This window comes from Massilia sp. GER05 (assembly GCF_052056005.1).
GTDB classification, from domain to species: Bacteria; Pseudomonadota; Gammaproteobacteria; order Burkholderiales; family Burkholderiaceae_D; genus Telluria; species Telluria orientalis.
Window position 1 is genome coordinate 4490570 of the sequence record NZ_CP178858.1, and the last position, 22744, is coordinate 4513313.

The 22744-nt window shown below is 68.0% G+C and carries 21 protein-coding genes; 11 read left to right on the plus strand and 10 right to left on the minus strand.

Going from position 1 to position 22744, the window contains the following annotated elements:
• Nucleotides 1-31: 31 nt before the first annotated feature.
• The 4 genes from ACL58G_RS19925 to ACL58G_RS19940 all read right to left on the minus strand — a co-directional run bounded on the left by ACL58G_RS19925 (nucleotide 32) and on the right by ACL58G_RS19940 (nucleotide 6432).
• Nucleotides 32-1039: a cupin-like domain-containing protein gene (locus ACL58G_RS19925; protein ID WP_440962908.1), complete on the minus strand. Its 1008-nt coding sequence runs from the start codon at nucleotides 1037-1039 to the stop codon at nucleotides 32-34.
• Nucleotides 1026-1736, minus strand: coding sequence for a SapC family protein (locus ACL58G_RS19930; RefSeq protein WP_413388792.1), 711 nt, complete (start codon nucleotides 1734-1736; stop codon nucleotides 1026-1028). Before ACL58G_RS19930 ends, ACL58G_RS19925 begins: the two co-directional genes overlap by 14 nt.
• 44 nt (nucleotides 1737-1780) lie before the next feature.
• The gene (locus tag ACL58G_RS19935) at nucleotides 1781-3313 is read right to left on the minus strand and encodes a tryptophan halogenase family protein (protein ID WP_440962909.1); all 1533 of its coding nucleotides are present in this window, start codon (nucleotides 3311-3313) and stop codon (nucleotides 1781-1783) included.
• 146 nt (nucleotides 3314-3459) lie between these two features.
• Nucleotides 3460-6432, minus strand: coding sequence for a TonB-dependent receptor (locus ACL58G_RS19940; protein ID WP_440962910.1), 2973 nt, complete (start codon nucleotides 6430-6432; stop codon nucleotides 3460-3462).
• Nucleotides 6433-6662: 230 nt separating this feature from the next.
• Between ACL58G_RS19940 and ACL58G_RS19945 the strand changes: the two genes are divergently transcribed.
• The 4 genes from ACL58G_RS19945 to ACL58G_RS19960 all read left to right on the plus strand — a co-directional run bounded on the left by ACL58G_RS19945 (nucleotide 6663) and on the right by ACL58G_RS19960 (nucleotide 10477).
• Nucleotides 6663-7466, plus strand: coding sequence for a glycoside hydrolase family 16 protein (locus ACL58G_RS19945; RefSeq protein WP_440962911.1), 804 nt, complete (start codon nucleotides 6663-6665; stop codon nucleotides 7464-7466).
• Between the two features lie 91 nt (nucleotides 7467-7557).
• On the plus strand, nucleotides 7558-8703 hold the full coding sequence (locus ACL58G_RS19950; RefSeq protein ID WP_440962912.1) for a serine hydrolase domain-containing protein: 1146 nt from the start codon (nucleotides 7558-7560) through the stop codon (nucleotides 8701-8703).
• A complete protein-coding gene (locus ACL58G_RS19955; RefSeq protein WP_440962913.1) occupies nucleotides 8681-9145 on the plus strand; it encodes a hypothetical protein in 465 nt (154 codons plus the stop codon). The genes ACL58G_RS19950 and ACL58G_RS19955 overlap by 23 nt, the downstream gene beginning before the upstream one ends.
• Nucleotides 9146-9202: 57 nt before the next feature.
• Nucleotides 9203-10477 (plus strand): MFS transporter, encoded by a 1275-nt coding sequence (locus ACL58G_RS19960; protein WP_440962914.1) that lies wholly within the window; start codon nucleotides 9203-9205, stop codon nucleotides 10475-10477.
• Here the strand turns inward: ACL58G_RS19960 and merP are convergent.
• From merP to ACL58G_RS19980, 4 genes are read right to left on the minus strand one after another with little or no spacing between them, the layout of a single operon-like run.
• A complete protein-coding gene (gene merP / locus ACL58G_RS19965; RefSeq protein ID WP_413388785.1) occupies nucleotides 10461-10745 on the minus strand; it encodes a mercury resistance system periplasmic binding protein MerP in 285 nt (94 codons plus the stop codon). The genes ACL58G_RS19960 and merP overlap by 17 nt on opposite strands.
• An 11-nt stretch (nucleotides 10746-10756) precedes the next feature.
• Nucleotides 10757-11131, minus strand: coding sequence for a mercuric transporter MerT family protein (locus ACL58G_RS19970; RefSeq protein WP_413343553.1), 375 nt, complete (start codon nucleotides 11129-11131; stop codon nucleotides 10757-10759).
• 5 nt (nucleotides 11132-11136) lie between these two features.
• Nucleotides 11137-12255, minus strand: a complete 1119-nt coding sequence (locus ACL58G_RS19975) for a transglutaminase-like domain-containing protein (protein WP_440962915.1) — start codon at nucleotides 12253-12255, stop codon at nucleotides 11137-11139.
• 9 nt (nucleotides 12256-12264) lie between these two features.
• Complete coding sequence (locus ACL58G_RS19980; RefSeq protein ID WP_440962916.1) at nucleotides 12265-12786, minus strand: TlpA family protein disulfide reductase; 522 nt, start codon at nucleotides 12784-12786, stop codon at nucleotides 12265-12267.
• A gap of 225 nt (nucleotides 12787-13011) precedes the next feature.
• Here ACL58G_RS19980 and ACL58G_RS19985 point away from each other — a divergent pair, with 225 nt between their 5' ends.
• The 6 genes from ACL58G_RS19985 (at nucleotide 13012) to ACL58G_RS20010 (ending at nucleotide 21147) form a co-directional block, all read left to right on the plus strand.
• Complete coding sequence (locus ACL58G_RS19985; protein WP_440962917.1) at nucleotides 13012-14823, plus strand: family 43 glycosylhydrolase; 1812 nt, start codon at nucleotides 13012-13014, stop codon at nucleotides 14821-14823.
• A gap of 103 nt (nucleotides 14824-14926) precedes the next feature.
• On the plus strand, nucleotides 14927-16936 hold the full coding sequence (locus ACL58G_RS19990) for a glycoside hydrolase family 2 protein (protein WP_440962918.1): 2010 nt from the start codon (nucleotides 14927-14929) through the stop codon (nucleotides 16934-16936).
• A gap of 59 nt (nucleotides 16937-16995) precedes the next feature.
• Nucleotides 16996-18303 (plus strand): extracellular solute-binding protein, encoded by a 1308-nt coding sequence (locus ACL58G_RS19995; protein WP_440962919.1) that lies wholly within the window; start codon nucleotides 16996-16998, stop codon nucleotides 18301-18303.
• Nucleotides 18304-18311: 8 nt separating this feature from the next.
• A complete protein-coding gene (locus ACL58G_RS20000) occupies nucleotides 18312-19205 on the plus strand; it encodes a carbohydrate ABC transporter permease (protein ID WP_440962920.1) in 894 nt (297 codons plus the stop codon).
• On the plus strand, nucleotides 19202-20026 hold the full coding sequence (locus ACL58G_RS20005) for a carbohydrate ABC transporter permease (RefSeq protein ID WP_440962921.1): 825 nt from the start codon (nucleotides 19202-19204) through the stop codon (nucleotides 20024-20026). The genes ACL58G_RS20000 and ACL58G_RS20005 overlap by 4 nt, the downstream gene beginning before the upstream one ends.
• A 5-nt stretch (nucleotides 20027-20031) precedes the next feature.
• Nucleotides 20032-21147, plus strand: coding sequence for an ABC transporter ATP-binding protein (locus ACL58G_RS20010; protein ID WP_413388776.1), 1116 nt, complete (start codon nucleotides 20032-20034; stop codon nucleotides 21145-21147).
• A gap of 32 nt (nucleotides 21148-21179) precedes the next feature.
• On the opposite strand, the gene ACL58G_RS20015 is transcribed toward ACL58G_RS20010, so the two are convergent.
• Entirely contained in the window at nucleotides 21180-21644 is a 465-nt protein-coding gene (locus ACL58G_RS20015) for an ester cyclase (protein ID WP_413388775.1), read from the minus strand.
• A gap of 76 nt (nucleotides 21645-21720) precedes the next feature.
• Here ACL58G_RS20015 and soxR point away from each other — a divergent pair, with 76 nt between their 5' ends.
• Nucleotides 21721-22224 (plus strand): redox-sensitive transcriptional activator SoxR, encoded by a 504-nt coding sequence (gene soxR / locus ACL58G_RS20020; RefSeq protein ID WP_413388774.1) that lies wholly within the window; start codon nucleotides 21721-21723, stop codon nucleotides 22222-22224.
• Here soxR and ACL58G_RS20025 read toward each other — a convergent pair.
• Nucleotides 22169-22687 (minus strand): hypothetical protein, encoded by a 519-nt coding sequence (locus ACL58G_RS20025; protein WP_440968187.1) that lies wholly within the window; start codon nucleotides 22685-22687, stop codon nucleotides 22169-22171. The genes soxR and ACL58G_RS20025 overlap by 56 nt on opposite strands.
• Nucleotides 22688-22744: the final 57 nt, after the last annotated feature.

The following is a 22744-nucleotide window of genomic DNA, read 5'->3' on the forward strand; positions in this document are numbered from 1 at the left end:
TCCTGGCTTGTACGCGTTGTCTTCTTTAGTCTTATCTGTTTATGCGGCGCAGCAGCTGGCCACGCAGCACGCGGGCGCCGTCCTCGTCGAGCGGCGACAGCGCATAGCGCGCATTCTCGGGAATGTGCGCGAGGTTTGCGGGGTCCGGCTCGAAGATGTAGTGGCGGAAGATTTCCTGCCACGCGCGCCGCTGCTCGGGCGGCAGGTCGCGCATCGTCAGGATCGCCAGCATCAACGCGTTCGTCGGCGTGTCCATGTAGTCCGGGGACTGGCGCCACCAGTAGTTCACGAGCACGTTGAACGCGGACAGCGCTTCCACGTGGTGCCACCACATCGACGGGATGAACAGCGCGTCGCCCGGCCCCATCTCGGCCACTTCCGCGTGCTGCAGCGCCTCGGCGTAGCGCGGGAAGCGCTCGAAGTCGGGGTTGCGCACGTCGACGAGGCTGATCGCCTGGCCGGCCGGATTGAAGTCGAGCGGGCCGACGTACAGGTTCTTCAGCTGGTCCGGCGGGAACAGCGTGAAGCGCCGCTCGCCAACCGCGACGACCGCCATATTGTCGGGCAGGTCGTAGTGCGTGGCGACGACGGTGCGGTTGCCGATCCAGATGCTGGCCAGCGGATTGCGGTCGCCGAGGTCCAGGTCGTTCTCGGCGCGCAGGCCGGGCAGGGCGCCGTCGATCGACGTCGAGCCCACGTAGATCGCGCCGGGATCCGGCCGCTTGCGGTGTTCGGCCAGTTCGTCCAGCACCTGGTCGAGCCGCCCGCGCACGTTGTGGAAGTTGAAGCCCGTGATCGTGTCGTTGTAGAAGAAGCGGCCGCCGATCTGCGGCGGGCCGAGCATGGCGTTGACGGTCGCGTCACGATAAAACCGGCGCAGGTAGGCGTCTGCGCTTTCGGCGGATGCGCGTCCCCTTTGCACGAGGGGCCAGCCGGCCGCGAGGCCGCGTACGATGTAGGGCCGCGTTGCGCGCAGCATCTCGTCCGGCAGCTTGTTGTCGCCGAACGAGACTTCCCGGACGTGCTTAACGGAGGTCATTGGCGCGGTTCTTCCGTTGGATCAGGCCGCGGAACTGCGCCAGCGACGCCACCGCCATGTAGATGGCCTGCAGATAGCCGTTGTCGTGCAGGCGCGCGAGCTGCTCGCCCGTCAGCTTCGCGAGGCGGTCTTCGTTGATCGTGTAGAAGCCGGCCAGGCGGTTCTGCGAGCCGTCGTCCAGTTCCACGTCCAGCACGAACGATTCGATCAGTTCCAGCTCGACGAGCGCGGCGACGAACGCGCGCGATGCGGCGAGGCCTTCGTGGATGGTGCGCAGCACGGAGCTGATGCGTTCCAGGTATTCGCTCGTGCCGCCATAGGTGAGGAACAGCGCCTCGCCCTCGATGCCGCCGTCGCGCACGCGCGGGCTGTCCAGGTCGACGTGGACGGACAGTTCCTCGCCGCTGCGGCCGATCACGAACGGCTGGCGTTCGATCGTCAGCGGGATCGTCGGCGCGTCCCAGCCGTTCGGGCCGAGGAACAGGTTTTCGCCCTGTTCGAAGCCGAGCAGGGCGAGCGCGTCGTAGCCGCCGTTGCCGTCCTGCGCGAAGACGATCGGGTAGCAGGCCTGCAGGTCGCGGAATTCGGCGGGGAAGGTCAGCGCCGACATCACGGCGTCGCCGTACGCCGCGCCGCGGGTGGTGACCACGCGCAGGTTCTTGTGGTCGACGTTGTTCAGGGGTGCATGGTTGGCCATCGGTGGTAGTCTCTCTCGTTATTGGTATTTTGGTGGTGTCTCCGCTAGCCCGGCGGCATGCCGTACTGGCGGATGTGGTGGAGCATCTCGCGGTTCGCGGGCAGCTGCGGCAGCATCCGGGCGGTGAGCCGCGCGGCCTCGCGGAAGTACTGGGAGGCAGCCTCCGGCAGGTCGGAGGCGCGCTCGGTCAATTCGGGCCGGAAGCCCATCCCGTACAGGACGTACTGCCAGCTCGCGGACGGGAAGATTTCTTCGATGCGCGGGAAGTCGCGCCGCGACGGCGCGCGCGTGCGCCACAGCGCAAGCAGTTCGCGCAGCCGCGGCGACTGCGTGCCGGGCGCGCGGTGATCGAGCCAGTAGGCGGTATCCGTGCGCTTCGACAGTACGTAGTGCAGCTTCAGGAAGTCGATGATGCGCTCCCAGCGGTACGTGAAGGCTTCGTTGAAGCGGGCGGCGATCGTATCCATCTGTGCACGCGTGGCGGGCATGTCGTCCGCCAGCCAGGCCGCGGACAGTTCCACGAGCGCGAGCGCGGACGCTTCCAGCGGCTCGATGAACCCGGCGGACAGGCCGATCGCGACCACGTTGCGTTCCCAGAAGCGGGCGCGGTAGCCGGGGTCGAACGCGATGTTCCGCGGTTGCGGGACCGCCCCGCCGATGCCCGTGGAAGCCAGATAGGTGCGCAGCGTCGCCTCCGCCGCGTCGTCGTCGACGTGGGCGCTGGAATACACGTAGCCGATGCCGCGCCGCGCGGGCAGGCCGATGTCCCAGGTCCAGCCGTGCGGCTGGGCGGTGGAGGTCGTCTGCGACGCGATGGGCGTGTCTTCCGTTGGATAGGGCACCTGCACGGCGAGGGCACGGTCGTTGAACAGCACGTCGCGCTGCGACACGAGCGGCACGCCGTAGTGGCGGCCCAGCAGCAGCGAGGCCATGCCCGTGCAGTCGATGAACAGATCGCCCTCGATCAGGCCCGCCTCGCGCGTGCGCAGCGCGGCGATGTCGCCGTCGTCCGTGGACAGGATGTCGACGACGTGGGCCAGCACGTGGCGCACGCGCAGCTTGTCCACGCAGTGCTTTTGCAGGAAGACGCCGAATTTGCCGGCGTCGAGGTGATAACCGTAGTTGGCGACGCCGGCGAATTCCGGCGTCTGCGGCTGCTTCGGCGCGCGGCCCTGCTTGCACAAATGCGGCTGGTAACTCACCAGGTCGGCGAACGGCACGTCGCGATGCGACCGTTGCCAGGCCGCGACGAGGTTCGCCTCGCCATAGCCCTGGGGCAGGGAAAAGGGGTGGAAATAGACGTCGCCGTCGCTGCCGTCGACCCAGCGCTCGAAGCGCGAGCCCTGCTTGAACGCGGCGTCGCATTCGCGGAAGAACGCGGCTTCGGAGACGCCGATGCGCTGCAGCGTCTCGCGCATGGACGGCCACGTGCCTTCGCCGACGCCGATGGGCGGCACGCCCGGCGATTCGACGAGCGTGACGGTCAGGCGCGGGTGTTCGGCCGCGAGGACGCCGGCCGTCAGCCAGCCCGCGGAGCCGCCGCCGACCACCACGACGTGTTCGATGGGTTTACTCATCACAGCTTCCTTTTTCCGGTGGGCCGCACGAGTCTACCTGAAAATGCTGCTTTTGGAACAACTATTTATACGCTGAAACCGATTACGGCAGACTGACCGTACGCGACATTCCCGTCGTTCCCGCCTGCGCGGGGACGACGGATAACTTAGAACTTGTAGCGTGCCCCCAGCATGTAACGCGGTCCGGTCTGCGTCACGTACAGGGCCTGCTGCGTGGTCCGGCTGTGCACGCGGCTCGTCTCGTTCGTCAGGTTGATGGCTTCGAACTGCACGACCAGCTTCGGCGTGACGTTGTAGCCGACCGACAGGTCGAGCTGGCCGTACGGCTCCACGTAGTTCGGGTTCGGGCCCGCGCCGTCGAACGTCGACGACAGGAACTCGCCGCGCCAGTTGTAGGCCGCGCGCACGTTCCACTTGTCGTTCTCGTAGATGCCGACCAGGTTGGCGGAGTTCGACAGGCCGACCAGCGCGAATTGTTCGCCCACGCTGCCGTTATCGTACCGCAGTCCGGAGTGCACGTACGTGTAGTTCGCCGAGATGCCGAAGCCGGTGTTGCCGAACATGTGCTGGAGATTGAGTTCCAGGCCGTTCAGGCTCGCCTTCTTCTGGTTCGAGAACGTCGTGATCTGGAAGTGCGCCACCGGATCGCCCGGTTGGCCGACGATGTTGCCGGTCGGGTTGCCGCTGCTGTCCACGCCCGTCACCGTCACGCCCGCGGCGGTCGGGTGATTCTTGAAGATGTAGTTGCGGATGCAGGCCGGGTCCGTGCCGCAGCCGGCGGCCGACGCTTCGTTCCACAGCGCGCCGCCCACCGGCGTGTGCAGGTTGAACGGCGTGGCGTCGATCTTCGACTGGCCGGCGTAGTTCTCCAGGTCTTTATAGAACGCGTTCACGGAGAAGAAGCTGTCCTTCCCGTAATACCACTCCCACGACAGGTCGAAGTTCTTCGACTTGACCGGCTTCAGCGCCGGATTGCCCTGCGAGCCCGTGCCGCCGTCCACGCGCGCCAGCGTATTCAGGATCTGGCCGCCGGCGATCTGGTCGTAGCGCGGACGGCCGATGGTCTCGCCATAGCTCGCGCGCACCTTCATGTCGTCGCGCAGGTCCATGTCCCAGTCGACCGACGGCAGCAGGTGGTGGTACTTGCCGGTCAAGGTCGTGAACGTCGGGGCGCCGAACGTGACCGGGAATTCGTTGGCGGAGACCATCGTGATGGCGGTGGCCGCCGGCACGAGCGCGGTGGAGACGACGTCCGTCTTCTCGTAGCGCACGCCGATCGCGGTGTGCATCGGCAGCGCCGTATCCCAGTCCGTATTGAACTGCAGGTAGAGGCTCTTCGATTTTTCGCCGGTGCGCTGGTCCGTGTCGTACGTGTTCTTCGGCAGGTACAGCGCGGGCAGGCCGGATGCCTTCGACACCACGTCGCGCACCTGCGCGAAGTTGAAGGTGTAGAAGGTGTTGAACAGGTTCGGGTTCTGGCTGCCGGCCAGCTGGTCGAAGTACTGGCGGATCGTGTCGGCGTGCCACAGGTTGCTCGGGTAGTCGGACGGCTTCGTCGCGCCGGTCCACGAGTCGCGCTGCTGCGTGGAGAACGCGGAGCGGTTCTTGACCTCGATGGTGCCGATGCCGAAGTTCAGGTTCGACGCTTCCAGCATGCGCAGGCGGCCCTTGAACTGGAGCTGGTCGACCTCGCCCTTCATGTAGCCGTTCTGGAAGACGGAGCCGGTGACCTGCTGCGGCGCGCCGGTGAAGTTGGCGCCCTTGATCGACAGGACGGGGAACTCCTGCGAGAAGTCGGCCGTCGTGTCGCCGCGCGAGAAGCTCGCGGTGCCCAGCGTATTGTTCGAGCCGAACGGGCTGTCCGCCTTCGATTCCGCGGTCGAACGGTGCGCGTCGAACTCGAGTTTGAGATCCTTGCTGGCACGCCACTGGGTATTGAAGCCGAGCGACTTGTTCTGCGTTTTCGTCGCGAAGTCGGCGCCGCCCATCGCGATGTCGCTGTTCCCGGCTGGGATGAATTCCGTGTAGACGAGCGGCGCGGCGATCGGGCCATTGGTCCACGACGATGCCGACGCGCCGAAGTTGAACCAGGCGGAGACGTCGTTGCGCTTCGTCTGCAGCTTGTTTTCCGAGTACGTGTAGTCGAGGGTCGTCGTCAGCTCCTTGACCGGCCGCCACTGCAGGGTCAACTGGCCGTTGGTGCGCTGGCGCTTCACGCCCGTCATGCTGTAGTTCAGGTTCTGCGGCACCTGGTAGATGTCGCCGGGCTTCGGACGGTTCGTGATGTTTTCCGAGCCGGCGGTACCCGGCTGCGGGATCGTGCCCCAGTTGTTCTCGTCGCCGCGGAACGGACCTTTCCAGCCGCTCGACACGGACGCCTGGTTGAAGCCCAGGTTGCGTTCCTGGTAGCTGGCGGAGACGCCCAGGCCCCAGTGGCCATCCTTCGACGTCGTCGAATAGATGCCCGAGAATTCCGGCGTGGTGGAGGTGCTGGCCTTGACGTCGCCCGGCAGGTTGTTGTTCGACGTGTCGTGCACGGCCTTGATGCCGATGCTCGAATACGTGCCCAGTTTGTCGAGCGGACGCGCCGTGATCACGTTGACGGTGGCGCCGATGCCGCCGGTCGGCGTCTCGGCGCGGCTCGTCTTGTAGACCTGCAGCTGCGAGATCGCTTCCGACGCCAGGTTCGAGAAATCGAACGAGCGGCCATTCAGGTCGCCCAGGTTCGACGTCGGCATCTGGCGGCCGTTCAGCAGCACCATGTTGAAGTCGGGACCCACGCCGCGCACGGTGATCTTCTGGCCTTCGCCGTTCACGCGGTCGATCGACACCCCCGAGATGCGCTGCAGCGATTCGGCCAGGTTCGTGTCGGGGAATTTGCCGATGTCCTCGGCCACGATGCCGTCGACGATCCCGTCCGACTGGCGCTTCAGGTTCAGCGACGAGGCCAGCGACTGGCGCAGGCCCGTGACGGTGACCTGCTGGATCGACGTGGTCGGGATGTCGCCGCCGCGGCTGTCTTCGGTCGCGGTCGTCTGCGCGTAGGCCGGAATCAGGGCGGCGCAGGCGCTCGCCACGGCCAGGCTCATCAGTTTTTGGTTTGCCTTGGGGTAATGCATTGGGTCTCCTCTGTTTTTATCTCTCTTCACCGCTTCAACATCGTTTCCAATGTCTGGAAACGTTTCCATATGCTGGTCGAATCTTATGTTCAGAAAAAATAATTGTCAACGGAATATTTAGTAGTGCGTGGCCGAAACGGCACACTGAAAAATACAGGGCGCGTTTGACATCGAAAAATTCGCGGTGCTATATTGGAAACTGTCTGGGAACGTTTCCACGAGGAGGTCGCATGCCCACGTTTCGCGCTGCCGCCGTGCTTGCCGTTTTCCTGTCGCTGGGGACTGCGGCCCATGCGCAATCAACGCTCACGCAGCCGCCCGGCTGGGTGCTGGACTGGCACGACGAATTCGACGGCCGCACGCTCGACCGGACCAAATGGATCCCGGAGACGGGCGGCAACGGCTGGGGCAACCATGAGCTGCAGTTCTATACGGACCCGCCCGGCAATGTACGCGTCGACGGCGGCAATCTCGTCATCGAAGCCCGCAAGGAAGACCACGGTGGACGCCACTACACCTCCGCGCGCATCAAGACGGCGGGAAAGGTCGAGCGCACGTACGGCCGCTACGAGGCGCGCATCAAGATACCGCGCGGGCAGGGCATGTGGCCCGCGTTCTGGATGCTCGGGGCCGACATCGGCCAGGCCGGCTGGCCCCGCTGCGGCGAGATCGACATCATGGAAAACATCGGCCGCGAGCCGGATCTCGTGCACGGCACGCTGCACGGCCCCGGCTACAGCGGCGACAAGGCCATCGGCAAGCCGCAGCGGCTCGACCAGGGCACCTATGCGGACGACTACCACGTCTACGCCGTCGAATGGGAACCGCGCGAGATCCGCTGGTACCGCGACGGCATCCTGTACCACACGGCGCGGCCGGACACCGTCACGGGCGACTGGGTGTTCGAACACCCGTTCTTCGTGATCCTGAACCTGGCCGTCGGCGGGGCCTGGCCCGGCAATCCGGATGCGACGACCGCGTTCCCCCAGCAGATGCTGGTCGACTATGTGCGCGTCTACAAGCGTGCGCGTTGACGAATCGTCATGACGGAGTTAGCGCTCTCATGGCATCATGTCGGGCTTGGATGCCGCGCGGTGCGGCATCCGGCGGGTCTGGGGAGAGCGCATGCGGTTCGGGACGTGGTTGACGGTGGGTATGGCGGCGATGTTGGTGGCGGGCTGCGCGCGTCCGCTACGCCCCATGCAATCGCTGTCCGATCCGGAAATCCAGCGCGCGATGCGGCGCGAGCAGGTGCAGGGCCTGGCCTTCGCGACGATCGAGAACGGGCAGGTCGTGAACGTGAAGGCGATGGGCACGCGCAACGCGTCCCTCGGCCAGCCGCTGACGCCGGACACCATCATGGCGGGCGGCGCCCTCACGAAGGCGGCTTTCGCGTACATGCTGCTGCAGCTGGCCGACGAGGGCCGGATCGACCTCGACGCGCCCGTCACGAAGCTGCTGCCGCATCCGTTGCCCACGTACCGCGTGCGGCCCTACGATTTTTCCGACCTCGCCGGCGACGCGCGCTGGCAGACGATCACGCCGCGCATGCTGCTCGCGCACGGCGGCGGGCTCGCCGACTACCGCTGGATGGAGCCGGGCGGCCGGCTGCGCATCCACACCGATCCCGGCGAGCGCTATGCGTATTCGAGCGAAGGCTATGCGATCCTGCAGCTGATCGTCGAGCAAGGCCTCGGCCTGGACGTGGCGCAGGAAATGCGCCGGCGCGTGTTCGACCGCTTCGGCATGCGCCGCACGAGCATGTATTGGCGCGCGGAGTATTCGGAGAACGCGGCGGACGGCTACGCCTTCGACGGCACCTTGCAGCCGCACGAGCGCCGCTACCGCGTGCGCGCCGCGGGCTCGATGGAGACGACGATCGCGGACCAGGCCAGGCTGTGGGCCGGCATCATGCGCGGCGACGGATTGCGGCCCGACACGCGTGCCGCGTTCTCGACGGGCTGGTTGCCGATCGCATCGCGCCGTCGCTACCCCGCGTTCGACGGCGCCGAGACCGCGTGGCCGCAGAAGCTGGCGGCGGGCCTCGGTGTCGTCACGTTCGAGGACCGCTCGGGCCCCGGCTGGTTCGACGGCGGCCACGACGAATCGACGGCGGACTTCGTGCTGTGCCTGGAGACGGGCCAGCGCTGCGTGGTGATGCTGTCGAACGACGTGCGGGCGGAGCGCCTGTTCCCGGAACTGGGCCGGCAGGCGCTCGGGCCCGACGACATGCCGTGGAGCTGGGAATATGACTGGCTGGATCAACCTTGACGCCGCGGGCGGCGCCGGCATGCCGCAGCCCGCGCCCGATGCCTATTGCGAGGATGCGCGCTTCGAGGACTCCTTTCGGCGTTGGCTGCTGAGCGCGATCGGCGAGCCGGCCGGCAGCTGGCGCGCGGGCGTGCGCGCGCTGTGCTTCAACGTCCACCCGATCACGCCCGGCGACCACGCCGTGGAATTGATCGGCGCCGCGGATTGCGACCCGGCCGCCGCCGACTGGGCGCTGGACGAGGTGTGGCTGCCGTCGCGCCCGCGTCTCGCGCTGCCGGGTGACGTCGCCGATGGCGACGACGGGGTGCTGCTCGTGCGGCGCGTCGTGCGCGCCGCGCTCGCCGACGGCTTCGCGGGCGCGCGCCTGAAACGCTATCCGCGCATCGCCGTGGGCCACGTGGACGGGGCGCTCGACGTCCTGTGGGAGCGCACGCCAATCTAGGACGCGTCCGGCAAGGATCGCAGGCAGGCGTTACACTTGCCGCTTTACCCGGAGCGCATGTTGTCCCCATCGCCTTTGCCCACCGAGGTGCTCGACCGTCCGCGGCATGATCGTGCTGGCCAGGTCAGCGCAAGCCATCCCGACATGCCCACGTGGCTGATGCTGCTGATCGCCGCCGCCTGCGGCCTGATCGTCGCGAATCTGTATTACGTCCAGCCGCTCGTCGGCCCGATCCGTGCGGAGATCGGCCTGCCGGCCGGCGCGGCGGGCCTGCTCGTCACGCTGACGCAGCTCGGCTATTGCGCCGGCCTGCTGCTCGTCGTGCCGCTCGGCGACCTGCTCGAAAACCGCAAGCTCGTGCTGGCCCTCGTGGCGCTGCTGGTGGCGGCGCTCGTCGCGGCGCCCATCGCGCCGGCGCTCGGCCACCCCGTGCCCGCGTTCCTCGCGTGCTCGCTGGTGATCGGCTTCAGCGCCGTATCCGTGCAGGTGCTGGTGCCGTACGCGTCGCATATGGCGGCCGAACACGTGCGCGGTCGAGTCGTCGGCAATATCGTCAGCGGCCTGATGTTCGGGATCATGCTGGCCCGTCCCGTCGCCAGCTTCATCACGCACGCGTGGTCGTGGCAGGGTGTGTACGTGCTGTCGGCCGTGCTGATGGTGGTGCTCGGGATCGTGCTGCGCGTGCTGCTGCCGGCGCGCCGTCCGCATGCGACGCTCGGCTATGGCGCTTTGCTCGCCTCGATGGCGGGGCTCGTGCGCGACCTGCCCGTGCTGCGCCGCCGCGCCATCTACCAGGCCGGCATGTTCGGCGCGTTCAGCGTGTTCTGGACCGTGGTGCCGCTGCTGCTCGCGAGTCCGGCCTACGGCATGAACCAGCGCGACATCGCGTGGTTCGCGCTGGCCGGCGTCGCGGGCACCATCGCGGCGCCGCTCTCGGGCCGCGTCGCGGACCGCGGCTGGACGCGCCCCGCGACGGTGTTCTGCATGCTGCTCGGCCTGCTGGCGTTCGTGCCGACGCTGGGCCTGGCGGACGGCGGCCGGTTCGGCGTCGGGATCCTCGTGGCGGCCGCCATCGCGCTGGACTTCGCCGTGTCGGGCAACCTCGTGCTCGGGCAGCGCGCGATCTATGCGCTGGGCGCGGAAGTCCGCGGGCGCGTGAACGGCCTGTACATGGCGACGTTCTTCCTGGGCGGCGCGACCGGTTCGGCGCTGGGGGCGTGGAGTTATGCGCACGGCGGCTGGCAGGCCGCGTGCGCCGTGGGGATGGGATTGATCGGGGCCGTGTTCGTCGTCTTCCTCACGGAGCCCCGTGGTATCACTTCGAGGTCTTGAGCAGCGCCGGATAGCCCACGTCTTCCGTCGCCTTTTTCAGGTCGGCGACGGTGGCCTGGGCGTCGTCGTAGACGATGACGGCTTCGCGCTTCTCGTAGCTGACCTTCACCTTCGACACGCCCGGCACCTTCGACAGCGCCGTCTTGATGGTGATGGGGCAGGTGGCGCAGTCCATGGTCGGCACGTTCAGCGACACGGTCTGCTGCTTGGCGAAGGCCGGCGCCGCGATGAAGAGGGCGGCGATGGCGAGGGATCGGGTGAAGTTCATGATGGCTATCCTCAGTAAAACAGCGGGGCGATCAGCGGAAAGCCCAGCAACAGCGCGACGAACAGCGCGCAGGCGATGAATACGCGGCGCATCAGCGGCCGCGTGGTGGCGCAGTCGCCGCTCTCCAGGTCGCACGCGCGCGCCGGGCGGAACACGAGCCAGCCGGCCCACGCCAGCGCACCCACGGTCAAGGCGATGGCATACGGCGTCACGGGCTTCAGCGCCTGCAGGTTGACCATCCACGCGCCCGTCACGCCGATGAGCACGAGCGCGAGCGGCAGCACGCAGCACGTGGAGGCGAGCAGCGCCGCGAGCATGCCGATGGCGAGCAGGCGCCCGGCCTTGCGTTCGGTACCGTCGACGGGTTGGCGGGCGAGCGTGGACATGTCGGTCAGATGGCGCGCGACGTGATGGTGTACTTGAACGTGTCCGGCGCGAGCGAGTCGTACGCTTCGCCGCCGCTCTGCGCCTGCGGGTACATCAGGAAGCCGACCTTGCCGGCGACGGAGCCCGGCAGGCGCACGTCGTGGGCAAAGTTATAGCCCATCCAGTTGCCTTCCCAGCCGCCGAACAGCGCGCGCTTGACGGGCGCGACGACGGGGTTGTCCGGGTCCTTGATCCAGTCCGCGGTTTCCTGGCGCATGACCTTGGCCACGTCCGCCGGGTCCATCGCGACCCAGCCGTGCTGCTTCAGGTAGACCTCGGCGCGGCAGTGCTGGGCGCCCTGCAGCGATGCCGGCTTGCCGCCCAGTTCCCGGTAGCCGAAGGCGCTCGGCGCGATGCGGATGCCGTAGACGTCGCGCGCCGGCACGCCGGAAGCCCGGCACAGGCCCACGAACAGGCCGTTGAGGTCGGCGCACTTGCCGCCGAAGTTGCCCGTCTCCAGCATCGTCTTGATGTCGCCCGTGCCGCAGCCTTTCACTTTCGGCTCGCGGAACGTGTTCAGCACGATCCAGTCGTAGATGCGCTGGACCTTTTCCTCATCCGTGCGCGCGCCCCTGGTGATCGTCAGCGACGTCTTTTTCACGATGCCGTCGAGCGGCATCAGGTCGGTCGGCTGCAGCCACACGCGCAGGTCTTCGGCGGCTTCCGTACCCGGGGTGCGGGTCTTCCAGTTCTCGGCGCGGTCGCGGGTCTGGATGCGCGACACGACTTCCAGCATCGGCGCGACACTCCCGTCGAATTCGGCGACGAGGAAGCGCGCGCCGTAGTGCGGGTCGCTTTCGACGTGGGCCTTGGTCGCGTTGCCTGACCAGTTGTTCGACAGGCTGCGCTGCCATTCCGTGTCGATGGCCGGCAGCGGGATCCACACGGTCGACGGACCGGCGGCGCGCTGCAGGGCCACCTTCGTCACCACCTCGTAGCTCTTCCAGTCGCCCGGACGGGGGTCGAAGTGGCGTTCCTGCGCGTCCGCCGCCAGCACGGCGCGGGGCAGGGTGGTGGCGAGCGCGAGGCCGCCGGCCGCTCTGAGGAGTGCACGGCGGGCGGTGGACGGTTTGGTGTCTTGCATGGCTTTTCCCTATTTTTGGTGGTTCGTTCGGTGTTGCGGCTCCATCAGCAGCGCGTCGATGGCGGCCCGCAGCTTCGTGTCGTCCGGCGGGATCTCGCCGACCGTGCGCCAGCGCGCGCGGCCCGTGCGGTCCACGAGGATCGTCGTCGGCATCACGCCCGGCGTCCAGCGCTTGAACGCATCGCCGGTGCGGTCGCGCAGGACGGGATAGCCGAGCGGGTGGTCCTGCGTGAAACGTTCGATCGAATCGCGCGGTTCCTTGTAGTTCACGCCCACGACCGCGACGCCGTCGCGGCCCGCCAGGCCTTTCAAGACCGGCAGCTCGTCCACGCACGGGCCGCACCAGCTGGCCCAGAAATTCACGACGACGACCTTCCCGCGCAGGCTCGCCACGTCCCACGGTTGTCCGTCCAGGCCCGTCACCTGCAGGGCCGGCGTCGGCTGGCCCGCGGGCCAGGGGCGCAGGGTCGCGTCCTTCGCGACCGCCGTGCCGGCGCTCAGCAGAGCCGCAAACAGCAGGCCGGTGGGCATCCTCGTGTGGTGCGTCAACGTGTGGATCTCGAAGCGGAAACAATCGTCATGATACCAGAGCGTGTCACGCAATGCCCGGCCCGGGCCCTTCGAGTTGGCACGATACGACGGCGTTGTTCATCATCCGGCAACAAGTTGGGCACATGAACGACGATTGGCGTGTCAACCGTGCATCCCGCCCGGGCCGCTTGGGGTAAGCTCTGCGGCAAAAATCAGGGAGGGACGATGGGATCGCTACGCACGGGGTCGCTACGGTATGTCGGCGCACTGGCATGTGCACTGGCCGCACCCGCATGGGCGGCGCCCGCCGCCACCTATCGCAATCCGCTCCCCGTCCACCTGGCGAACGGCGAACCCGCCCAGAACTGCGCCGACCCGGCCGTGCTGCGCGACCCGCGCGCGAAGACGCCCACGTGGTATCTGTATTGCACGAGCGATCCCGTCAGCAAGAAGGAGCGTCCGCTGGACGGCGAGAAGGGCGACTGGCATTTCCACATGATCGCCATCTACCGGTCGACGGACCTGGTCGCGTGGAACTACGTGGGCGACGCGTTCGCCGACCGTCCGGCCGGGCTGGCGGCGCCCACGTCCGGCCTGTGGGCGCCGGAGCCGGCCTTCCTCAACGGTCACTACTACCTGTACTTCACCGTGACCGACGTGGCCGACGCGCACAGCCCCGAAGCGGGCTGCGACAAGGACAGCGCCATCGGCGTGGCGATGGCGGACAGCCCGGCCGGCCCGTGGGTGCCGGCATCGAAGCCGGTGGTGCCGCCCCGGCGCGCGGGACCCGGCTGCGACTTCCAGTGGACGTTCGATCCGAAGGTCGTCGAGGACGGCAGCCGCAAATGGATTTATTACGGGAGCTACGGCGGCGGCGTGTACGTGCAGCCGCTGCGGTTCGACGGCCTGCAGGCCGAGGGCACGCCGCGCAAGGTGGGCGCCGCGTGGCGCTACGAAGGGGCGGAAGTCGTCAGGCACGGCGGCTGGTGGTACCTGTTCGGCTCCACGACGGACTGCTGCAACGGCCCGCTGACCGGCTATGCCGTGTACGCGGGCCGGGCGCGCACACCGGCCGGGCCGTTCCTCGACCGGCTGGGCCAGGACCTGGCCGCGCCCCGCGCCGGCGGCACGCCCGTCCTGTTCCAGAACGGGAACCGCTGGGTCGGCGTGGGCCACAACACGGTCTTCCCCGACGCGGCCGGCCAGTGGTGGACGATCTACCACGGCATCGATGTGAACGAGCCGTTCTTCAGCGCGTCCGACAAGCTGACGCGGCGGCTTGCGCTGCTCGACCGTATCGACTGGGTCGACGGCTGGCCCGTCGCGCGCGGCGCGCCCAGCGACGAACCCCGGCCCGCGCCCGCCACGGTCGCCGGTACGCGTCCCCGCGCACTGGCGCTCGCGCCGGCGCCCGCGCAGAAGACGAGTCCCGAATGGACGGACACCTTTGCCGGCACGAAGCTGGACGAGCGGTGGACGTGGCGGCGCCCGCCGGCCGACGACGCCTGGTCGACGGGTCCCCGGGGCTTCACGGTGGCGACGGCCGCGACCGACCTGCACGTCGACACGAACACGGCCAGCGTGCTGCAGGCGGCGCTGCCGGACGGCGACTATCGTGTCGAGACAGTGGTAAGACTGGCCGTGCCGGACGATTGCTGCAAGACGGCCGTGCAGGCGGGCCTGGTGGTGATGCGCGACGACGACAACTACGTCAAGCTCGTCGAGATGGCGCACGGCGGCCTGCACCAGGTCGAGTTCGCGAAAGAGCTGTCTCCCGTGCCGGCCGCGTATCCGCGCTACGGCAACACGGTCGTCGGCACGCCGGGGACGGCCACGTGGCTGCGGCTCGATGTCCACCGGGTCGGGGGGGATGAGCGTTATACCGCATATTCGAGCCAGGACGGCAAGACCTGGGTCGGGGGCGGAACTTGGACGCATCGCCTCGGACCGCAGGCAAGGCTGGGCCTGGTGGCGATGGGCGGCGCCGGCTACCGCGCGGTGTTCGAACGCGTGACCGTGTCCCGCCTGTCTCGTTGATGCGACGTCGCTGGTATCGCTTTGTAACCGGTAGTGAAAGGGCTTGCCAGCGGCGGTTACGGCTCCTAGAGTAGGCCGTACTGAAGAACGAAGGAGCGCAAACGTGGAATACCCCCGCCCACAATTGCGGCGCGCCGCCTGGCGCAGCCTCGACGGCCCCTGGCAGGCCATGTTCGACGACTCGACCCTCTACGTCGATCCGGCCGAGGTGCCGTTCGACCGGACGATCGTCGTCCCGTATCCACCCGAGGCGCGCGCCAGCGGCGTGCACGACCGCGGCTACCGGCGGCGCGTCTGGTACAAGCGCCAGATTTCGCTCGACCCCGCGCTGCTGCCGGGACCGGAGGAACGGCTGATGCTGCACTTCGGCGCCGTCAACTACCGGGCCCGCGTGTGGATCAACGGCCGCTTCGCCGTCGAGCACCGGGGTGGTCACAGCCCGTTTTCCATCGACGTCACGCGCCACCTGGACGGCTCGATCCTCGAGATCGCCGTGCAGGCCGAGGACGACCCGCAGGACATGCACAAGCCGCGCGGGAAGATGGACTGGGAGCCGGAGCCGCACAAGATCTGGTACCCGCGCACGAGCGGCATCTGGCGCACCGTGTGGATCGAGAAGGTCCCGCGCGCGCACGTCGCGCAGTTGCGCTGGACGGCAGACGTCGCCAGATGGCAGATCCGCCTCGACGCCGACATCGCCCACGTGCCGGAAGGCGGCATGGCCAACGTGACGCTGAAGCTGGGCGACCGGCTGCTCGTGGGCGACCGCTGCCTGCTGACCGGGCCGCGCTTGTCCCGCATCTTCCAGCTGCCCGACCCCGGCATCGACGACGCGCGCGGGCTGTGGATGTGGAGTCCGGAGAGCCCGCAGCTGATCGACGCCGAGATCGAGATCCGCTCGGCCGAGGGCAACCTGATCGACAGCGTGCAAAGCTACACGGCGCTGCGCACGGTGAGCGTGGAAGGCGACCGCTTCGTGCTGAACAGCCGCCCGTATTTCCTGCGCATGGTGCTCGACCAAGGCTACTGGCCGGACAGCCTGATGGTCGCGTCGAGCGACCAGCTGCGCCACGACGTCTTGCTCATCAAGCGCCTCGGCTTCAACGGCGTGCGCAAGCACCAGAAGTCGGAAGATCCGCGCTGGCTGTACTGGTGCGACGTGCTGGGCCTGTGCGTGTGGGGCGAGATGCCGTCCGCGTACGGCTTTTCCAGCGCGACGATCCACGGCGTGATGGAAGAGTGGAAGGAACTGGTCGAACGCGACATCTCGCACCCCTGCATCGTCGCGTGGGTGCCAACCAATGAGTCGTGGGGCGTGCCGGAACTGATGAACGACCGGCGCCAGGTCGATTTCGTGCGCGCCCTGTACCACGTGACCCGCGCGCTGGACGGCACGCGGCCCGTCGTCGGCAACGACGGCTGGGAGATGCCGTGCGGCGACCTCGTGTGCGTGCACGACTACGAGCAGGACCCGGTCGTGCTGCTGGAACGCTATGGCAGCCGCGAAGCCGTCGCCTATACGCTGGAACACGTACAGCCGGACCGGCGCCGCCTCGTCATCGACGGTTTTACCGGGTTGGGCCGGCCGCTGTTTCTGTCCGAGTTCGGTGGCATTGCCATGTCGAAACCCGGCGAGGAGTCGGGCTGGGGCTATTCGGTGGCGAAGGACAGCAAGGAGCTGCTGACCCGTTACCAGCAGCTGATGTCGGCGGTGCACCGGTGCCGGCCGCTGTCCGGCTTCTGCTACACGCAGCTGACGGACACCTTCCTCGAAAAGAACGGCCTGCTGACGGAAGACCGCGTCCCGAAAGCGCCGATCGAAGCGCTGGCTCTCGCCACGCGCGGGCCGCAGGCGCACCTGCAGGACTGGGTGCTGGACCCCCTCGGCCACAGCCAGCGCTGGCGCGCGCGGCGGGGGCCCGATTTCCCTGTCGAGTGGACGCGCGTCGGAGAAACGGCAGAAGTGCTAGCCTATCCGGGAGAGCGCCAGCCTCCGCAGCTGGAAGCACCGGACATCCCGCCGACCGAACCCGGTCCGTCCGCGGGGCCTCCGGGCTTCGAACGCCGCGGGCGTGGCGGTCCCGGGGCGCGCGCACGGCGTAAAGTCGCATAAAGACAGCCTGACAGCCGCGCGCCACAACGAACGAGAAGGAAACACGATCAGGAGACAACGTGGCGCGACGCGGATTCCCGCGCGCCGCCGCGCTGGTTGCGACCCTGTTCCTCGGGCTGGCGGGCGTGAATGCCCCCGCGCGGGGGCAGGTCGAAGTCAGGATGTGGACGCTGCTTTCGGGCGGCGACGGCGCGCGCATGCGGGCGCTGGTCGACGACTTCAACGCGAGCCAGCGCGACGTGCGCGTGGTCAGCACGACCCTCAAGTGGGGCGAACCCTTTTATACGAAGCTGATCACGGCCTCCGTCGTGGGCGCCGGGCCGGACGTCGCGACCATCCACCTGTCGCGCATCGTCAACCTGGCCGGTGGCGGCGTGCTGCGGCCGATCGCGCCCGCCGAGCTGGCGGCGGCCGGCCTGCGCGGCCAGGACTACCTGCCACGGCAGTGGGCCAAGGCGCAGTACCAGAACGCGACGTATGCGATCCCGCTCGACGTGCACCCGTTCGTCCTCTACTACAACAAGACGCTCGCGGGCAAGGCGGGCCTGCTCGGCGCGGACGGCAAGCTGAAGCCGATCGACGGCGTGGACGCGCTGACGGACGCTTTCCGCACCGCCACCGAGCGCACGGGCCAGCGCGGCCTGACGATGGAAAGCAGCCAGAGTTCGTATGCGATCTGGCGCCTGTGGCTGGCCATGCTCGCGCAGCAGAACGTCACGATCATTGCCAATGGCCGCTTCACGTACGGCCCGGCCGGCGCCGCGACGCTGTCGCGCATCAGCGACTGGTTTACGAAGGGCTATGCGCAGTCGGGCCTCGACTACGCGGCGTCGACGAGCCAGTTCATGGGCGGCGGCGCCGCGTTCATGCTGAACGGCGTGTGGGAAGTGCCGGAACTCGTGCGCGCGACGAAGGCCGGCACGCTCGGCTTCGAATATGGCATCGTGCCGCTGCCGAAGATGTACGCGAACGCGTCCACGTGGGCGGATTCGCACGCGTTCGCGCTGCCCGCGAACCCGGGCCATGAACCGTCGCCGGAAAAGGTGAAGGCGGTGATGCGCTTCATCGCGTACGTCAGCAAGCATTCGCTGGGCTGGGCGGAGGGCGGCCACATCCCCGCGTACAAGCCCGTCGCCGAATCGGCCGCTGCGAAAAGCCTGATGCCGAATGCGATGTATGCGCAGGTCGCGAACGACGTCGTGTACGATCCGGACGGCTGGTACATGGGCGCGGCCGGACCGCTGGAGGCGATCGCGTCGAAATTCCTGCCGGCCGCGCTGTACGGCTACCTGACGCCGGAGCAGGCCGTGCACCGGTTCGAGACGGAAGCGGCGCGCCTCGTGCGCAAGCGTCCGCCGCGCTATTGAGGGGCGCCATGCGACGCGACGACATGACCCTGGGGCCGACGACGGCCCGGCGCGACAGCCTGCCGGCCTGGCTGCTGCTGGCGCCTTTCCTGCTGGCGTTCGGCCTGTTCTTTTTCCTGCCGGCGCTGCAGACGTTCTGGCTCAGCCTCACGGAGAGCAGCCTCACGCGCACGAGCGCCTTCGTCGGCCTGGACAACTACCACACCTTGCTGAACGACCCGTCGTTCTGGGATTCGGTCGGCAACACGTTTTATTTTGCCCTGCTGACGGTGATCCCGCTGTGCGCCATCGGCCTGCTGATGGCGCTGCTCGTCGACCGCTTCACGCGCGTGCAAGGCTGGCTGCAGGGCGCGTTCTTCCTGCCGTTCGTGCTGCCGATCTCCGTGATGACCCTGATCGCCGACTGGATGCTGCAGCCGTCGTCCGGCGTCGTCAATCACATCCTCGGGGGCCAGCGCGCCTGGCTCGCGGACCCGTACTGGGCGCTGCCCGCCGTCGCCATCGGCACGATCTGGTGGACGGTCGGCTTCAACATGCTGCTGTTCCTCGCCGGCCTGCGCAACATCCCCGCCGAGCTGTACGAAGCGGCCGCGCTGGACGGCGCCCGCGGTCTTACCCTGTTCCGCACGATCACGTGGCCGGCGCTGCGGCCCGTCGCGACGACGGCGCTGATCCTGCAGCTGATCGCGTCGCTGAAAGTGTTCGGCCAGACGTACATCCTCACGAGCGGCGGGCCGTTCAACACGACGCGGGTCGCGCTGCACTACATGTACGAGACGGCGTTCACGCAGAGCGATGCCGGGTATGCGGCGGCCGTCGCGATGGCGTTCGTGGCGATCGTCATCCTGCTGTCGCTGCTGCAGGCGTGGCTGGTGAAATTTTTGGCCGGGAGGGACGCATGAGGGCCTCGTTCTGGACGGTCGCCGGCGCCGCCTGCGCCATCGTGCTCGCCGCGCTGTGGGCGTTTCCGCTGCTGTGGGCCCTGTCCACGTCGCTGCGCCCGGAGCTCGAGACGGTGTCGGCGAACTTCCACTGGCTGCCGCAGGAATGGACGCTGGACGCGTACCGCAAGACGCTCGGCGCCGGCAACGTCGTGCGCTGGCTGTTCAACAGCTTCCTCGTCGCGCTGCTGGTGACGGTGGTGACGATGGCGATCAGCCTGATGGCAGCCTACGCCTTTTCCCAGCTGCGTTTCCGGGGCCGCGGCATCGTGTTCGGCATCGCCATGCTGGGTTTCCTGCTGCCGTTCGAGGCGCTGCTCGTGCCGCTGTTCCGCACGATGCACCAGCTGGGTCTCATCAATTCATACGCGGGCATCGTGCTGCCGCAGGTCGTGTCGCCGGTCGTGATCTATGTGTTCAAGCAGTTCTTCGACGCGATTCCCGCCGACTTCCGCGAGGCCGCCGTGATGGATGGCGCGGGCCCGCTGCGCGTACTGTGGAGCGTGTACCTGCCCATCTCTGGCAATATCGTGTGGGCGATGGCGATCGTGACGTTCATCGCGGCGTGGAACAACTTCCTGTGGCCGTTCATCATCGTCACGTCGAACGACATGATGACGATCCCGCTGGGCCTCACGCAGACGTACGATGCGTTCGGCGTACGCTACGCCCAGTTGATGGCCGCGGCGCTGCTCGGCGCCTTGCCGGTGGCATTGGCGTACGTGCTGTTCCAGCGCCGCGTGACGCAGGGCTTCCTGGCGGCGAGCGGATTGAAAGGATAGATTCTATGGCATCGGTAAGGCTGCGCGGCATCCGCAAGACCTATGGCGACAATCCCGTCATCAAGGGCGTCGACCTGGACATCGAGGATGGCCAGTTCGTCGTCTTCGTGGGGCCATCCGGCTGCGGCAAGTCGACTCTCCTGAGGATGATCGCGGGTCTGGAAGACATCACGGACGGCACCCTCGAGCTCGGGGGCGTCGTCAGCAACACGGTGGAGCCGGCCCGGCGCGGGATCGCGATGGTGTTCCAGAGCTATGCGCTGTACCCGCACATGACGGTGGCCGAGAACATGGGTTTTGCGTTGAAGCTCGCGAAGGTGCCGAAGGCGGACATCGTCGCGCGCGTGCGGCACGCGGCCGAGATCCTGCAGATCGCGCACCTGCTGGACCGCAAGCCGAAGGCGCTGTCGGGCGGCCAGCGGCAACGCGTGGCGATCGGTCGCGCCATCGTGCGCAAGCCGGAAGTCTTCCTGTTCGACGAACCACTGTCCAACCTCGACGCCGCGCTGCGCGCGCAGACCCGCGTGGAACTCGCGCGCCTGCACAAGGATTTGAAGGCGACGATGATCTACGTGACGCACGACCAGGTCGAAGCGATGACCCTGGGCCAGAAGATCGTCGTGTTCAACGGCGGCCGCATCGAGCAGGTGGGCACGCCGCTGGAACTGTACGAGCGGCCGGCGAACCTGTTCGTCGCGGGCTTCCTCGGCTCGCCCCGCATGAACGCGTTTCCCGCCGCGCTGGCGGGCCACACGGGCGGCCTCGCGACCGTGCGCGTGCCGGGCGGCGGCATGGCGCAGGTGGCGGCGGATGCGAGCCAGGCGCAGGGCGGCGCCGCGCTGACCCTGGGCGTGCGGCCGGAGCACCTGCGGCTCGAGACCGGCGGCGAGGCGGGCATCCCGGGCCGGTTGTCGCTCGTCGAATACCTGGGCGACGTGACGCTCGCGTACGTCCAGGTCGACGGCGTGGACGGCATGGTGGCGGCCAAGTGTGCGCCGGACGTGCCGCTGCCGGCGCCGGGGACCGCTGTGCGGCTGCGGTTCGATCCCGCGCGGGCGTGGCTGTTCGACGAGCAGGGCGGCGCATTGCCGGCGTTGCGGGAACAAGTGGCGGCTACCTAGAAACCGTCATCCCCGCTTGCGCGGGAACGACGTCAGATCGGCCGTTGCCCGCTTGCTTCGACAAACGATTTCGGCACCACGCCAATCTGCTGCAGCACCCCCAGCCGGTCCGCCTGCAGCCACGCCCGCACGATCTGCCCGTCGCGCAGCTGGTAGATCACATTGCCTTCCTGCGTCACCTCCGCGCGGCTCGGCTTGATGCCGACGAAACGCCCGCCGTGCACGGCGCGGAACGTCCAGCGGACGGCGACCCTGTCGTCTTCGCCGAACACGTCGTGCAGCTCGAAGCGCACGCCCGGAAAGCCCGTCAGCACGGCTTCGATGGTCGCGCGGAATTCGCGCGGCCCCCGTTCGCCGCGCGCGCCGGCGAAGTCCGGGGCGATCAGCGTCTCGAGCCGGTCCAGGTCGCGGCCGTTGATGCACTCCTCGTAGAGCGCCCGGACCAGGGCCTTGTTCATGGCGGTGGCGCTCATGTGATCCTTAATGCGGTCGTTCATGCGTTTGTCCTCGTGGTTGCGTGTCGATGCAAAGCAGTGTAAAACCTCAACTTCACTTGAGGTCAAGAGGATTTTGATGGCAAAGATAGACCCGGCCGACATCGGGCGGTCCTTGACGGTGGGGGAGGTCGCGCGGCGCGCGGGCGTCGCGGTGTCGGCCCTTCATTTCTATGAATCGAAGGGGTTGATCCGCAGCGTGCGCAGCAGCGGGGGCCAGCGGCGCTACGGGCGCGACGTGCTGCGGCGCGTGGCCGTCATCAAGGTCGCGCAGCGCATCGGCATTCCGCTCGCGTCGATCAGCGCGGCGCTGGCGTCGCTGCCGGAAGAGCGCACGCCGACCAAGGCCGACTGGACGCGCCTGTCCAGCCTGTGGCGGCGCGAGCTCGATGACCGCATCGAACAGCTCACCCGGCTGCGCGACCAGCTCGACGATTGCATCGGCTGCGGCTGCCTCTCGATCGAGGCGTGCCGGCTGCGCAATCCCCTGGACGAATTGTCGGAGCAGGGGTGCGGCCCGCAACTGATCAGGGCATCCTCCGCGCATGGCGGAACCGGGCATAGCGATTCAGGAGGTCGTTGATCAACTGTTCGCGCGTATAGCCTGTGACGTCGTGCTGCTGGTCGCCCTCGGAACTGTAGGCCATGGCGCGGTAGTGACGCGTGTCGCTGTTCCTCTCCCCGGACTCGGCCCACGCGAAATTCGGCGCGCGGAAGCCGCGCACGCGGATCGTGTAGCGGAACGTGCCGCGGTCGCCGTGGGGCACGTTCAGGTCGATCCGGCGGTCGGTCTCGGTCAGTTCCGGCGCCAGGCCGCTGTCCCGCATCTCCGCCGCCACCGCGCCGAGGGCCGCGCGTCCGGGCCCGCCGAGAAAGGCCGCGATCTCGGGCAGGTCGTAGAAGCGGGTGATGCTGGCCAGGCGCTGCTGCCAGCTGAGGCCGACGTCCGACGGCGTCTCGGCGGCAATCGACAGGTCGATCGCCGACCCTTCCGATTCCGACTGCAGGGCGCGCAGCAGGCCGTAGCACATGAGCAGCATCACCACGGCGAACGGCAATGCGCTGACGAGGGCAGCCGTTCTGGAGTGCCTGCAACCCGCCCG